The 14,840-nt window shown below is 70.7% G+C and carries 9 protein-coding genes; 2 read left to right on the plus strand and 7 right to left on the minus strand.

All coding sequences use genetic code 11. The features are described from left to right. Positions 1-10: 10 nt before the first annotated feature. The 3 genes from OHB13_RS20490 to OHB13_RS20500 form a co-directional block, all read right to left on the minus strand. On the minus strand, positions 11-970 hold the full coding sequence (locus tag OHB13_RS20490; RefSeq protein WP_328378074.1) for a carbohydrate ABC transporter permease: 960 nt from the start codon (positions 968-970) through the stop codon (positions 11-13). Between the two features lie 11 nt (positions 971-981). Continuing rightward, positions 982-2,322, minus strand: a complete 1,341-nt coding sequence (locus tag OHB13_RS20495) for an extracellular solute-binding protein (protein WP_328378075.1) — start codon at positions 2,320-2,322, stop codon at positions 982-984. Positions 2,323-2,468: 146 nt separating this feature from the next. Beyond that, complete coding sequence (locus tag OHB13_RS20500; protein WP_328380347.1) at positions 2,469-3,500, minus strand: LacI family DNA-binding transcriptional regulator; 1,032 nt, start codon at positions 3,498-3,500, stop codon at positions 2,469-2,471. A gap of 207 nt (positions 3,501-3,707) precedes the next feature. Between OHB13_RS20500 and OHB13_RS20505 the strand changes: the two genes are divergently transcribed. Next, the gene (locus OHB13_RS20505) at positions 3,708-5,609 is read left to right on the plus strand and encodes a glycoside hydrolase family 2 protein (protein WP_328378076.1); all 1,902 of its coding nucleotides are present in this window, start codon (positions 3,708-3,710) and stop codon (positions 5,607-5,609) included. 340 nt (positions 5,610-5,949) lie between these two features. On the opposite strand, the gene OHB13_RS20510 is transcribed toward OHB13_RS20505, so the two are convergent. Continuing rightward, a complete protein-coding gene (locus tag OHB13_RS20510) occupies positions 5,950-9,135 on the minus strand; it encodes an AfsR/SARP family transcriptional regulator (protein ID WP_328378077.1) in 3,186 nt (1,061 codons plus the stop codon). A gap of 235 nt (positions 9,136-9,370) precedes the next feature. On the opposite strand from OHB13_RS20510, the gene OHB13_RS20515 reads away from it, so the two are divergent. Further along, positions 9,371-11,704, plus strand: coding sequence for an ATP-binding protein (locus tag OHB13_RS20515; protein WP_328378078.1), 2,334 nt, complete (start codon positions 9,371-9,373; stop codon positions 11,702-11,704). Here the strand turns inward: OHB13_RS20515 and OHB13_RS20520 are convergent. From OHB13_RS20520 to OHB13_RS20530, 3 genes are all read right to left on the minus strand, one after another. After that, a complete protein-coding gene (locus tag OHB13_RS20520; protein ID WP_266854750.1) occupies positions 11,646-11,987 on the minus strand; it encodes a hypothetical protein in 342 nt (113 codons plus the stop codon). The two genes, OHB13_RS20515 and OHB13_RS20520, sit on opposite strands and share 59 nt — an antisense overlap. Next, positions 11,984-13,213 carry a hypothetical protein gene (locus OHB13_RS20525; RefSeq protein ID WP_266854749.1) on the minus strand — a complete coding sequence of 410 codons (1,230 nt, stop codon included), beginning with the start codon at positions 13,211-13,213 and terminating at the stop codon, positions 11,984-11,986. The genes OHB13_RS20520 and OHB13_RS20525 overlap by 4 nt, the downstream gene beginning before the upstream one ends. Before the next feature lie 190 nt (positions 13,214-13,403). Further along, positions 13,404-14,459, minus strand: coding sequence for an aldo/keto reductase (locus tag OHB13_RS20530; protein WP_328378079.1), 1,056 nt, complete (start codon positions 14,457-14,459; stop codon positions 13,404-13,406). Between the last annotated feature and the right edge of the window lie 381 nt (positions 14,460-14,840).

Raw genomic sequence — 14,840 nt, forward strand, 5'->3', positions numbered from 1 at the left:
TGTCCTCCGCTCAGGCCGCGGTGCGGGGCGCGGCCGGGGTCGCGGACCGGCGGCGCAGCACGTACCAGGCTGTCGAGATCGCGACGATGATGACGAAATAGACCATGGTGGCGGCGGCGCCGTAGCCACCCCGGTAGGAGGTGAATCCGGTGTCGTAGATGTACTCGATGACCGGCCGCGTCGACTGGTCGGGGCCGCCGCCGAGAAGCAGGTAGATCTGGTCGAAGACCTTCAGCGAGGCCAGGATCTGGAGGATCAGCACCAGCCCGGTGGTCGGGCGCAGCAGCGGCACGGTGATCAGCCGGATCTGCTGCCAGGGGCTCGCCCCGTCGATCGCGGCGGCCTCGTACACATCCGGCGGTACGTCCTGGATCGCGGCCGTGTAGAGGACGAAGTTGAAGCCGAACGTCCACCACAGCGTCATCAGGACCACTGCGGTCCAGCCGCCCGACGTGCTGCCGATGAAGTCGGGCACCGGCAGGCCGACGGCGCCGAACAGCTTGGGGAGCAGACCGACCTGGGGTGTGTACATCCACAGGAAGATCAGGGCGACCACGGACGACGGCACCACGTACGGCGCGAAGAACGCCAGCCGGTAGAAGACCCGGCCGCGCCGGATCCGGGACGCGAGGACGGCGAACAGCAGCGCGAGGACCACCAGCAGCGGGGTGGTGATCAGGGTGAACAGCACCGAGTGCCACATGGCGTCCCAGAAGAGGGAGTCCCGCAGCACCTGGGTGTAGTTGGACACCCCCACCCAGTCGCCGAGGCCGTCCTTGACGGTGGTCGTGTTGAAGAAGCTCAGCACGATGCCCATCAGCAGTGGGCCGCCCAGGAACAGCAGGTAGACGACCAGGAACGGGGTACTGAGCAGCAGGCCCGCCCGCCGGTCGGAGCGGGGCGGCCGGCCGCGCGCCGTCCGCACGGGTGCTGGGCGCCGGGCCGGCCGCGTCGAGGCGACGGTCGTCATGGAACTGCCTCCTACTTCATCGTCACCGGTGGTCGGGCCGTGGTGTAGCGCTTCAGATCCGCCCGCATGGCGGCGACCGCCTTCTTCGGCCCGAGCCGCCCCGCGAGGACCTCGATGACGGTCGCACCCACGGTGTTCTGGAAGTCCGAACCGGCGCCGGTGTACCAGGCGACGGGGTCGTACTGGGCGTTGAACGCCGCCTGTACGTAGTTGCGTTGCGGGGACTGCCCGAGAAACGCCTTGCTGCGCTGGCTGGGGAGCCAGGCCGGCACATGGCCGCCGTGCGCCCAGGTGGCGCTGTTGTCGAGCAGGCTCTTGATGAACTGCGCCGCGTGCGCGGTCCGTGCGGGGGAGCGCTTCGGGTTGCGCGGCACGACGAGCGCGTGCGAGTCCGCGTACGCCACCGGTTCAGGACCGAGCAGCGCGGGGAAGGGCACCACGTTGAAGTCCAGTCCCTTGACGAGCCGGTACGAGGGGATCTGCCACTCCCCGTCGAAGAGGAACCCTGCCTTTCCGGTGCTGAACAGGGCGTTCGCGCCCGACCCGTTGAGGCTGCTCGGCATCAGGCCGGGCCCGGTCAGGCTCTGCATGAAGTCGAACGTCTCCTGCATCGCATCGGCGTCGATGTCGATCGTGGTGCCGGAGCCGGTGACGACGGGGCCCGCGAGGCCGGAGTAGATCATGCTGAACCAGCGCCAGGCGGTGGACGGGTCGGCGGTGATGGACATCGCGGCGCCGTACTGCGCGCCCGCCTCCTTCATCGCCTTGACCGCGCCGGTGAAGGCGGCCCTGCCCTTCATGGGCTTCAGCCCGTCACCGGCGGCGTTGAGCAGGCCGGCCTTCTTCGCCAGGGCGACGTTGTAGAAGAGCACGAACGGGTGGGTGTCCAGCGGCACCGCGTACGCCGTGCCGTTCACGGTGGCCTTCTTCCAGGCCGCCGGGGTGAACCGGTCCGGGGTGACGCCCAGTTCGGTGACGCCGGTTTCGGCCACGGGCTCCAGCAGGCCCGAGGCCGCGAGCAGCGGCAGCCGGGACAGATGGGAGATACCGACGTCGGGCGGGGTACCGCTCGCCGTCGCCAGGGCCAGCTTGGTGTAGTACGGGTTTCCCCAGCCCAGGATGGTCGCCTCGACCGTCGTTCCGGGATGCGTCCTGCGGAAGGCGTTCTCCATCAGCGTCATGTTGGCGCCGTCGCCGCCGGTGAACAGGTTCCAGAAGATGACGTCGGCGGTGTTCGGCTGAGAACCCGTCAGTCCGGAGGCCAGCGGGGATGAGCACGCGGACAGCCCGCCGGCCAGGGCCAGACCGCCGCCGAGAGCCAGGAAGCGCCGGCGCGCCATCGCTCCGCTCATAGGGGTATTCACCTCGTCAATTCGATGTGAACTCGATGGCCGAGACCTTGGCATACGATTTGCATCGATGCAATAGATCGGTACGGCTGTTTGGTGCAGCTATCGGTGCAGCTATCGGTACAGGTGAAGGCGGTGGAGGACCGGGGTCAGCTCGTACGCAGGCGCTGCGAGGACTCGCGGACGACCAGCCGGAAGGGTGTCGACTCCCGCCGGGCGGGCGCATCACCTGAATCCGGGCCGGTGTTTCCCTTGTCCGGCTTCCGGTTGATCTGCTCGTCGAGCAGGGTGAGGGCGCGCTCCGCGATGACGTCGAGATCGGGGGCGACCGAGGTGAGCGGCGGGTGGGTGTACGCCGACTCCGGGACGTTGTCGATGCTCGCCAGGGCGACGTCGTCGGGCACCCGGACGCCGGAGGCGTTCAGCGCGTGCAGGGCGCCGACGGCCAGCGCGTCGTTGAAGGCGAAGATCGCGTCCGGCAGGGGGCCGCTGCCTTCCAGGAGCTGCCGCACGGCCTCGTAACCCTGGGCCCTGTTCCAGTCCTTCACCGGCTCGACCAGCCAGTTCACCCGCCGCACCCCGGCTGCCGACAGGGCCTGCCGGTAGCCCTCGACGCGCTGACGGCCGTTCTCGCTGCCGTTCCGGCCGAGCGCGACGATACGGCGGCAGCCCTGCTCCACGAGGTGTTCCACGGCGGCGCGGGCGGCGGCCACGTTGTCGATCCCGACGCGCGGGAAGCGGGCGCCGACATCGTGTTCACCGAGCATGACCAGCGGAAAGTCCGGAGCGGTGGCCGCGACCTCGGCGACCGGCACGGTCAGGGCGCTGAACAGGACGCCGTCGGCCACATTGGTCAGGCCGCCCGCGAGGATGCGCCGCTCCGTCTCGGTGTCGCCCTCCGTCGACTCGACCAGCACCGTGATGCCCCGCCGGGCCGCGGCGCGGATGACGGCCTGGGCCAGCTCGGCGAAGTACGGCTCGGCGAGGAAGGGCACGGCCAGCGCGACGAACCCGGTGCGGCCCGAACGCAGGCCGCGGGCCAGGTAGTCCATCTTGTAGCCCAGCGCGTCCAGCGAGTGCTGCACGCGGGCGCGCATCTCCGGGCTGACGTGTGTGTAGCCGCTGACCACGTTGGACACGGTCCGCACCGATACACCGGCGTGCTCGGCCACGTCCCGCATCCGTACCCTGCCCACCGGCGCGTCCCTCTCGGTCGGTTCCCGCCGGTGGTGGCCGGCGGTCGTGCGTTGCTGTGCGTTGCTGTGCTGCTGTTGGTGCCTGGTTCGGGCTTTCCGCTGTTCCTTGCATCGATGCAAAGGTTCACTCATGATGAGCGGAATTCGATTGTACGAAACCCGATGGCCGGTGAGGCAGAAGAAGGAGGAGCCGTGAGGGCGAGCGAGCAGGAGGGCACGTATCCGAGGCCGCTCATGTGCCGTGAGCAGTGGAACAGCCTGGACGGCGCCTGGGACTTCGGGTACGACGACGCCGACGCGGGCGAGCGAGAGTCGTGGTTCTCCGGCGACGCCGGTCACCTCGCCGGCGGATTCGACCGGGAGATCACCGTCCCCTTCCCGCCCGAGGCGCCCGCTTCCGGGATAGGTGAGACCGCGCCGCACCCGATCGTCTGGTACCGCCGCCGCATCGCCCACGAGACGCTGGTCCCGGCCGCTTCCTCCAGTGGCCGCACGCTGATCCACTTCGGTGCGGTCGACCACCGCGCCCGGGTCTGGCTGGACGGTCGGCTGGTGGCCGAACACGTGGGCGGCCAGACCCCGTTCACCGCCGACGTGACCGACGCGATGCGGCCGGGCGCCACCGAGCACGTACTCGTCGTACGGGCCGAGGACGACCCGGCCGACCTCTCCGTACCGCGCGGCAAGCAGGACTGGCAGGAGCGACCGCACGCCGTCTGGTACGAGCGGACCACCGGGATCTGGCAGAGCGTCTGGACCGAGACGGTCCCCGACCAGCACATCACCGACCTCGCCTGGATCCCCGACCCCCAGCGCGGAGTCGTGGCCGAGCTCGTCCTCGCCCGGCCGCTGCCCCGGCCGCTCACGGTCGACATCGTGCTCCGCGTCGGCGACCGCGTGCTGGCCGAGACCTCCACCGTGACCACCGGCCGCCGCACCCGGATCGACATCGCGATCCCCGCCCTGCGCAACGGCATCGACCGGGAAGCCCTGTGGTGGAGCCCGGAATCACCCACCCTGGTGGACGCCCGGGTCACCGTGCGCGACCCCGGAACGCCCGAGGGTGCCGACACCGCCCACACCACCGACACCACCGACAGCGTGGACAGCTATCTGGGCCTGCGCAGCGCGGGCGTCGGGGGTGGTGCCTTCCTGCTCAACGACCGTCCCTGTTACGTGCGTTCCGTACTGAACCAGGGCTACCGGCCGCGGACTCTGCTCGCGAACAGCGGTACCGCCGAACTGCGTCGCGAGGTCGAGCTGATCAAGGAGATGGGCTTCAACGCGGTCCGCGTGCACCAGAAGGCCGAGGATCCGAGGTTCCTGTACTGGGCCGACCGGCTCGGCCTGCTCGTCTGGGGCGAGACCGGCGCGGCGTACGAGTTCGGCACGGACGCCGTCGAACTGCTCACGCGTGAGTGGCTGGACCTGGTGCGGCGCGACCGCAGCCACCCGTCGATCGTCACCTGGGTGCCCTTCAACGAGAGCTGGGGCCTCTCCGACATCGCGCACGACCCGGCGCAGCAGCAGTACTCGACGGCCCTGGCCGCCCTGACCCGGGCCCTGGACCCGACGCGCCCGGTGCTGTCCAACGAGGGCTGGGAGCACACCGACAGCGACATCCTGGGCGTCCACGACTACGCCGGCGACGCGGCCCTGCTGAAGGAGCGCTACGGAGATACGACGGGCTTCGCGGCGGTGCTGGCGGGCGGTGGCCCGCAGGGCCGTGTGGTCTCCCTCTCCGAGCGGCAGACGGAGCGCTTCGCCGCGGGTGAAGCACCGCTGATGATCACGGAGTTCGGCGGCCTCTCGCTGGCGGGCGGCGACGACGACTTCTTCTACACGCAGACCGGTTCGGACACCCAGTACGCGGAACTGCTCGGCGCCCTCTTCGGCGAACTGCGGAAGAGCCCGCTGGTCGCGGGCTTCTGCTACACGCAGTTCATGGACACCGCACAGGAGACGAACGGCCTGCTCTTCCCGGACGGCACCCCCAAACTGCCACTGGAGACGATCCGCGGGATTGTCACGGGGGTCGTGGACGGGGAGGGAGCGAAGGGGGCGACGGGCGCGGAGGGCGCTGCGGGGGGCTGAGCGGCGGCGGGGCGGCGTATGCGGACCGAAGTCCGAGACGCTCGGTTTTCGGTCCGCGGTCGGGGATGTCTACCTGCTGGAATAAACCCGGGAGGACATGCAGTGGACCGGCTGGACCGGCACGACGATGGATGTATCGAATTCTGTCAGAACCGAAGGGTCGGCTCGGGGAGTTCCGTACGCCCGGGCCGACCCGAAGGGTATGAAAGATTCGGCCGAATTGACCGTGACCGGAAAATGCTGAGGCGGCACGTATGGCACGAACATGAGCAAGGAGTGTCCTCGTGATGTGATTCACAGTGATCGTTCGCGAGGACCATACGACACGGGCTGTGCGGGTTCAAAATCGCTTGTACGTACCGTTCTTGGGGTGCCCGTTCTGGCTGTGTCCGGCAGCTTCCTGAGCCTCTGCGGACTCATCGGCACGGATGTCGAGGAGCAGTCTCCGGAGGCGGTCGGACTCATTCTCGTTGTGCCCGCTGAAGAAGGCGATGGCTTCCTCCAGGTGTGCCGCGGCCTCACCCTGCCGTCCTGCCGCGAGATGGAATGTGGCGAGGTCCGCGTGGGAGCCCGCCTCCTCGTCCGTCGCGTGGATCCGCTCCGCCAGCGAGAGGGCCGTGGTCAGTTGCTCCTCGGCGTCGGCGCCGCGGCCATAACTCAACTCGGCCATGGCCACACCCCGGAGCGCTTGAATCTCTTCCTGCACCGCACCTATGCGCCGCGCCAGGTCGAGTGCCGCCGCATAGTGAGCCGAAGCCTCCATCGGGCGGCCCGCCGAGAGCATGTTCTTCCCGACAGCATTCAGAGTGATTGCCTCGCACCTTTTGTCATTGATGAGGCGGAAAGTGGAAAGAGCCTGGCGGTGGAGAGTGAGAGCCTGGCTTGAATTCTCCGGTGTCAGGAGTGAGCTCCCGAGGTTCAGCTGGGCAATTGCCTGTTCCGTTCTGCTCCCCACGCGCATGACGAGGTCGAGGGACCGGGAGAATGAGGCGCGAGCTGCCTCGTTCTCCCCTCGGTGGAGGTGCAGGTCGCCCAGATTGTTCAGGGCCTGCGCCTCTCCCCTTTCGTCTTTGGCGCGCACGAAGCCGAAAAGCGACAGCCGGAAGTTCTTCATCGCGCCGTCGTGGTCGCCCAGCTGGAGGAGAGTGATACCAAGATTATTCTGGTACCGCGCGATGTGCCAGGGGTCTCCGAGTTTTGATCTGATGTCGAGTGCCTCCCGCTGGAGGACGAGCGAGTCGTCCAGCCGGCCGACGTCCCAGGCCAGCAGTCCCAGCATTCGCAGCGACTCGGCCTCCGTGGCGATGTCACCCATGGTCCTGGCCAGTTCGAGGGCGCGGTGCCCGTTCCCTTCGGCCTGCCCGTACCGCCCTGTCCGGTACTGAACGGTGGTGAGGTCGACCAGGGCGCGGGCTTCGGATGCCCGGTCATGGACCGCACACCAGTGGCCGACCGCGTGGGTGTGCAGCTCTGCCGCCTCCCAGTAGCCCTCCGCGTCGAGGAAGTCGGCGAGTACATGCGCGAGGCGCGCGGCCCTGGCCGGCCGGCCGTGGCTCCGTGAGTGGCGCTCCACGGCCAGCAGGGCGGCCTGCTCCGCGACGAGCCAGGCTCTGGCTTCTTCGGGCTCCTGCCATCCCGGGAGTGCCCGGGCCGCCGGCCGGCCGGGCAGGACTTCGGGGGAGCGTCGCGGGTGGGCGAGCCGCACGGCTGCCGCCGCCGCGTGCAGGGAGAAGTCGGCCAGGCGGTCCCGCGCGGCCTCCCGGGCGGACACTGTGTCGTGCGCGGTGGTCAGGCCGAGGGCGAACTCCCCGATGAGGTCGTGCAACCGGTAACGGTCCGGGGCCGGTTCCTGCAGCAGATGCGAGTCGAGCAGCGATTCGAGGATGCGCTCGGTGGCTCCCACGGACCGGCCGGTGAGGGCGGCGGTGGCGTGCGGGCCGAAGTCATGGCCGAAGTGGAGGCCGAGGAGGCGGAAGACCTCTTGATGGTCGGCCGGCAGTGTGTCGTAGGACAGTGCGAAAGCGGAGGCGATCTCGGTGTCGCCGTCGCGGATCTCGGAGAGCCGGTCACTGGGCCGGGACATGCGCTCGATGAGGTGCGCGACGGTCCACGACGGACGGGAGTTGAGCCGTCCCGCGACCAGCTCCAGGGCCAGCGGCAGGTGGCCGCAGAGAGTGGCGAGCGCGGACCGCTCGGACGGGGTCCCGCCCCGCTCACGGCCGACCAGCCCGGCGAAGAGCGCGGCCGACTCCTTCGGGGGCAGCACATCCAGACTGATGTGGCGGACACCTGGCAGCCCGCTCAGGCGCCGGCGGCTGGTGAGGAGCACCACGGATGAGGGGCTTCCGGCCAGGAGCGGCCGTACTTGCCGCGGGTCCGCGACGTCATCGAGCACGACGACCACGCGACGGGTGGCGAGCACGGTGCGCCACAGTGCGCTGAGTTCGTCCAGTTCGTGCGGAACGGCTCCGGCCGGGACGCCGAGCTGACGCAGCAGCGTGGCGATCACCGTCTCCGGCGGGAGCGGTTGCCGGCCCGCGCTGTGGCCGTGGAGGTTCAGGTAGTGGAGACCTTCCGGATGGTGCTGGGAGAGCCGGCGCGCGGTGTGCAGTGCGAGCAGGGTCTTTCCCACCCCCGCCATCCCGGAGATCGAGTGGACGTAGGTGATGTCGGGTGATTCCGTTTCCAGGTGGCGCAGTTCGCTCGTGCGGCCCACCAGTTCCGCGTGAGCGGGGAGGTTGTCCGGGACGGGCGCGGCCGGGGCACCCGGCACGCGTTGCGGGAGCAGTTCGCCGACGGGAGAGCGGTCCAGTATCAGCCGGTAGGTGCGGTTGAGGGCCTCGCCCGGTTCGGTGCCCTCCTGGCGCAGGAGCGTGCGCAGCGTCTCGTACGCGCGCAGGGCGTCGGTCTGCCGGCCGCAGCCGTAGGCGGCGGTCATGAAGTGGCGCGCCACTGTCTCGTCCGTGGGCCGCTGTTCGACCAGGGCCGTGAGCTCCGGGACGAGCGCGGTGAACCGTCCCATGCCCAGTTCGATCTCCGCCCGCAACAGCGTCGCCGCGAGCAGGCGTTCGCCGAGGCCGCGGCGTATCCGTTCTGCCCACAGGCCGCCGAGACCGGTGAGCGGCTCCCCGCGCCAGAGGCTCTCCGCCTGCCGCAGGAGCGCCAGCGCCTGGGTGTCGTCGCCGCTGTCGGACAGCGAACGGGCCTGGGTGGTGAGACGGAGGAACCGATGGTGGTCCACCACGTCCGGATCTATGTCCAGGGCATATGCGTGTGCCTCGTTGGGTAATCGGTCGGCACCGAGTCTTCTCCGGATCCGGGTGGCGTAGGAGTGCAGTGACGAGTTCGGTTTACCGGGTGGGTCGTCGTCCCAGAGGCGTTCGGCAAGTGTGCTCAGCGGCACCGGGGTGCCGACGTCGAGGGCGAGCGCGGCCAGCATATGGACGGCCTTCGCGGACCCGTACATCCCGCGGCGCCCGTCCACGCGCAGTTCGACCGGTCCCAGAACAAGAATGTCGAAGTGCACCAGCAGCTCCCCCCGGCCGGCCCGACAGGTAGACCAACAAGGGTGACAGATCGTCAACTCTGGTCAATAGATACACCAGTTGGCTCTCATGCTTGGCTCGAATGTTCCTTATGTTGCCGCCTTCGGTCTTTCAAGGTCGGGAGAGAGTTCTGGATTCCACCGGTTCTGGATTCCACCGGTCCGGGGCACCGGGTCGCAGCGCGGGTAGGAAACGGCGACACCAGGGGGGTCGGCGATGGAACCGGTGACCGCCGCCCGGCTCGCCACCGTTCTCGGCCGGGTCGATGACGCTGCGTGGCAGGCACTGGCGGATCTGCTGCCCGGGCAGGGACTTCCGCGGCGTCCGCCGACGGATCCCGTGGCGACGGCGGCTCTCGCCGAGGCACTGGCGGCTGCGGCCGCCGCCCGCCAGGAGCTGGGCGCGGCCCTCCGCCTCTGGCTGACGGCCGTGCCCATGACCAACAGCATCGCGGGAGAGGCGCGCATCGAGGGAACGGTCGTCCAGGCGAGAGACATCAAGAACGTCCATGTCCACCAGCTGACACCGCCCCCGCACCGCTCCGGCCGCCCCCGGCAACTGATCCCCGGGCCCGCCCATTTCACCGGACGGACCCCGGACCTGGCAGCGCTGGAGGCACTCCGTACCGGCCACCCCGGCGTCGCGCCGCCGACCGTTGTGGTCACCGGCGCGGCCGGAGTCGGCAAGACCGCCCTGGCGGCCCACTGGCTCAACGCGGTGGCCGGCGAGTATCCGGACGGCCAGCTCTACGTGGACCTCCGCGGCCACGCCCGGCACGCGGCGCTCCGTCCGGGCGAGGCCCTGGGCCAGTTCCTGAGGGCGTTCGGTATCGATCACGTACCGGCCGAGCTGGCAGAACAGGCCGCCCTGTGGCGTACGGTCACGGCCGACCTGCGCGTCGCGGTCATGCTGGACAACGCGCTGAGCGCGGCGCAGGTCCGCCCGCTGCTCCCGGCCGGTCCCGGCGCGCTCGTCGTGGTGACCAGCAGACGGCGGCTGCCCGGGCTCACCCTGGACGGCGCCTCCTTCCACCAGTTGGGCGGCCTGGCCATCGGCTCCGCCGTCGAGCTGCTGAGCCACCGGCTCGGCGGTGGACGGGTGGCCGGCGAGCCCGCCGCCGCGCACCGGCTCGCCGAATCCTGCTCCGGGCTGCCTCTCGCGGTCTGTGTCGCCGCAGCCCGTATTGCCGCCAGGCCCCAGCAGTCCCTTGCCTCCCTCGCCGCTGCCATGAGCAGGGCCGACGACCGCCTCGGCGCCCTCAACGCAGGCGGTGAGCGGGCCGTGCAGACCGCGCTCGACGACTCCTACCGGACGCTCTCCGCCGGTGCCGCCCGGAGCTACCGGCGGCTCGGCCTGCTGCCGGTCGGGGAGTTCGGACCGCTCCTGGCAGCCGCTTCCTGCGCCCTTTCCGCCGAGGAAGCGGAACGGGTGCTCGACGAGCTGATCGAGGTCAACCTCATCGAGGAACTCGGCTCCGAACGCTGGCGGTTCCACGATCTGGTGCGGCTGCACGCGGCCCAGCGGGCCGCCGCCGAGGACACCCCCGGGACCCGCGACGAGACCGTACGCAGGACGGTCGACTGGTATCTGCGCACCGCGACGGAAGCCAGGGCGCTGCTCTCACCCACGCACCGCACGCTGCGCAGGGACTACGCCTACGAGCCCGTCGGGCTGCCGACGCCCTTCAGCTCCGCGGAGGACGCCCTGCGCTGGCTGGACAGCGAGCGGCTGCACCTCATGACGGCGCTGCGGGCCGCTGTGGAGCACGGCTGGTCCGCTCCGGTGTGGCAACTCGCAGACAGCATGCAGCCGTTGTTCCTGCGGCTGCGCCCCTACGACCTGTGGATCGAGGCCCACCGGTACGGGCTGGCCGCCGCGCGCCTGGCCGGCCATCCGGACGGCGAGAGCCGCATGCTGACCACCGGGGGCAGCGGGCTGTACAACGCGGGCCATTACGACGAGGCGGTGAGGTGGTTCACCCGGGCCCTGCACGGCGCCCGCCGGGACGCCGACCGCCGGGCGGAAGCCCAGGCGCTGCACGGCCTGGGCCAGTCGCACCGGCTGGCGGGGCGGCTGGACCGGGCCACTGGGTACTTCACCGAGGCCCTCGCTCTGCGCGAGGAGATCGGATACGTGCGGGGCGCGGCCCTGAGCAGGCTGTGCCTGGGCGATATCGCGCTCGCCACCGGGGACCCGCACCGTGCCGTCGTACTGCTGACCCGCGCGCGGAGCGACCTGCTCGCGGTACCCGACCCCTACGACGCTGCGCGCGCCCTCGCCTTTCTCGGCCGGGCCAGAGCGGCGGACGGCATCGCGGACTTCGCCGCGGCCGACCGCCAACTCCTTCTGGCACTCGATGAGTTCGCGGCCACCGGGTCGGTGCACTGGCAGGGGCGGGTGCTGGAGATGCTCGGGGAGTGCGCGGAGGACCGCGGCGACCGGCGGGCCGCCGCGGCACGGTACCGGCAGTCCCTCGCCCGCTACGCGCCGGTCAGTCCCGGTGACACCCGGCGTCTCCAGGAGCGGCTTCGGGCCCTGGACGCGGGCTGAGCAGCCACCGGTAGAGCACCGAGAGATGCGGCCCCATGTCCCCGGCCCCGCACAGCGGGCCCACCGTGAAGGCGGCGCGGCCGCGCACCACCACCACGCACAGGCCGTCCGCCGGATCGCGGAGCGCGACCAGTTGGCAGCCGGGGTAGCTGCGCGCCGTCTCGACGGCCCGGCCGGCGCTGCCGGTTCCGTACAGGACATCGGCGCAGCAGAGCCACGTGTCGCCCGGGTCGCTGTCGATGTCCACCCGGATGTGGTCGTGCGAGACCGTCACCCCGGTCATGCCGCGACCTGGCGGTCGGGGAGCGGTACGGGCTCGGTGGCCGGCAGGCAGGCGGGCCGCCCCAGGCCCAGGACCCGGTACATCAGCTTCCGCATCCGGCGGTTGAACCGGCCCGGTTCGGACGAGATGCCCGCCGCGATGCGCCGGTAGGCCCGCCGCGGATACTCCGCGGCCGCGTATTCGAGCTGCTCCGCGAGCGGCCGGGTGGGGGACAGCGAGGGCGCGGCGAGCGCCAGGCCCACCCCGGGCGAGAGCGGATTGGCGTCGTGGTGCGGGTAGCGGGACAGGATGACGGGGGCGCCGGTCATCGACGCGTAGAGCGTGACCGAGCCGTAGTCCCCGATGACCGAGTCGGCCGCGATCAGCGGTACCCGCCAGTCGACGTCCGGCGGGATCAGGATGAGGCCCGCCCGGCGGCAGTCGGCCAGCCATGCCCGTACCTGCCAGTGGCCGTGCCGGGACCAGACGTTGGGGTGGACGAGCAGCGCGGTGCGGTAGCGGCGGGCGGGCAGTTCGGTGAGCAGCCGGGGCAGCAGGGCGTCGAGCCGGTTGAACGCCGACTTCGGGCCCCAGGTCGAGGTCGCGAGCACGAGTCGCTCGTCGTGCCGCAGGCCGAGTGCCGCGCGGTAGCGTTCCCGCAGCGGCAGACTCGCCGCGATGCGGTCGTAGCAGGGGTCGCCCACCACCTCGGCGACCGGCAACGCCTCCGGGCACCACCGCCTCAGCGCGCCGAGATCATCACGGTGCGGCAGTGCGACCGCGCGCGGCACGACCCTCCCCTTCCACGTCAGATGCTTCCGCCCGGTGATCCCGCCCGGCTCCCGTTCGGTGTCCCGGCCGCCGCTCTCCGGCGATCGGGCCAGCGACATGTGACCGCCGCCGTGGGACATCCGGATCAGCGGGGCCCGTACCTGCTCCATGCCCTGTGATCCCGCCGCGAGCGCCAGGTCGAACCGGGTCCTCCTCGCCTCGCGCCAGGGCATGACCGTCGCACCGATGCCGCGCAGGAAGTGCGCCGCGCCGTCGTTGAACGCGTGCGGTGCGACGGTGAAAGCGACTTCGACGCGCAGATCGGAATCCAGCAGGGGCAGTACCTCCTGGAGCCTTTTGCCGTAGACCTCCGTGTGGACGAGTACCAGTACCTTCTTCCGCTCGGGCAGCGTGCGCCACTGCGCCGCCCCGGCTCCCTCCGCCGCTGCTTGCCTTCCGGTTTCGCTGACTGGCATGCGTTCCCCCGTTGCCTTTGAGCGCCTGTCACGGACCCCGGAGCGGGATCCGTGCACAGAGGGCATGCCCGGGGCGCGGCGCAGGAGCCTTGCCGCGGCCTTGACGAAACCTTGCACTGCCGCGGAGAGGCCCGGAGAACGCGGGTTTCGGGCCCGGGAAGTTCGCTGGGGGACGCCGCCCCGCCACTGCTCAGAGCACCTCCCCCGTGGTGCGCCGGTAGGTGGAGCGGCGGTCGTCGATCTCCGCCCAGCGGTCCCCGTACACCGTCCGGGTGGTGCCCGGCTCCCGCAGGAAGTCGTGCGGGAAGCCGTGCGGGACGGCGCTCGTCTCGTTCAGGCGGGCCAGGGCTTCGTCGTCCAGCCGGACGTCGACCGAGGCCAGGTTGTCCGCGAGCTGGCTCTCCTTGGTGGCGGCGATGATGGGGATGATGTTGCCGGGGCGGCTGCGCAGCCAGGCCAGCGCCACCTGGGCCGGGGTCCAGCCGCCCTGTTCGGCCACGTCGAGGACCGCGGTGATCACCGCGTCCTCGTTCGGATCCCGGTCGCCCGGATCGGCGCCGTCCAGACGGCCGGTCTCGCCCCTGCGGTACTTGCCGGTGAGCTTGCCCGCCGCGAGCGGTGCCCAGGCCAGCACGGCCAGGTCGAACGCGCGGGCCTGCGGCAGGAGTTCGCGCTCCGGGGTCCGCTCCAGAAGGTTGTAGCGCAGCTGGGAGCCCGCGAAGGAGGTCCACCCGCGCAGCTCGGCCAGGGTGTTCGCCTGCGCGATCTCCCACGCGGGCCAGTCGGACACCCCGATGTACTGCACCTTTCCGGACCTGACCAGATCGTCCAGGGCCCGCATCACCTCGTCGACCGGGGTGAAGTTGTCACGGGCGTGCACCCACAGGACGTCGACCCGGTCGGTACGCAGCCGGCCGAGGCTGGCCTCCACCGACTGCACGAGGTTCTTTCGGTGGTTGCCCGCCGAGTTGACATCGTCGGGGTCGATCGCGCAGGTGTACTTGGTCGCCAGGACGAACCGGTCCCTGCGCCCTTCCAGCAGCTTCCCGAGAATGCGCTCCGAGCTGCCGTCGGTGTACTTGTTGGCGGTGTCGATGAAGTTGCCGCCCGCTTCGGCATAGGAGTTGACGATGCGTTCGCTCGTGTCCTCGGCGGCGCCCCAGCCCCAGTCGTCGCCGATGGTCATGGCGCCGAGGCTCAGCTCGCTGACGCGCAGACCGGTCCTGCCGAACAGTGTGTAGCGCACGGTGTTGCCCTTCGGTCGGGTGGTGGTACGTACGGTGGCGGTACGTACGGCGTGACGCGGTACGTACGGCGTGACGCGATACGTATCGGCGTGACGCGATACGTACGGCGTGGCACGTACGGCGTGGTGGGCACGACGCTAGGAGCTGGAGCGCGCTCCAGCGCAAGCCCCGTCTCCGGGTCCCGTCTCTGGAGTCCCGCTTCTGGGGTACCGCGCCGGCGCCGCGCGCATCCGCGGGGCCCCGGCGGACGATCCCCGGCGGACGGACCCTGGCGGATGCGCGCGACGCCGGCGCGGCCGACCATGGAGGTCAGGGCGATCACCGTCCCGTCCCAGGAGGTCCCGTGTGCGCCGATGCGCCGGATGTTCCGCCTGTCGAGC

It is taken from the genome of Streptomyces sp. NBC_00440 (genome assembly GCF_036014215.1).
Taxonomy (GTDB): domain Bacteria; phylum Actinomycetota; class Actinomycetes; order Streptomycetales; family Streptomycetaceae; genus Streptomyces.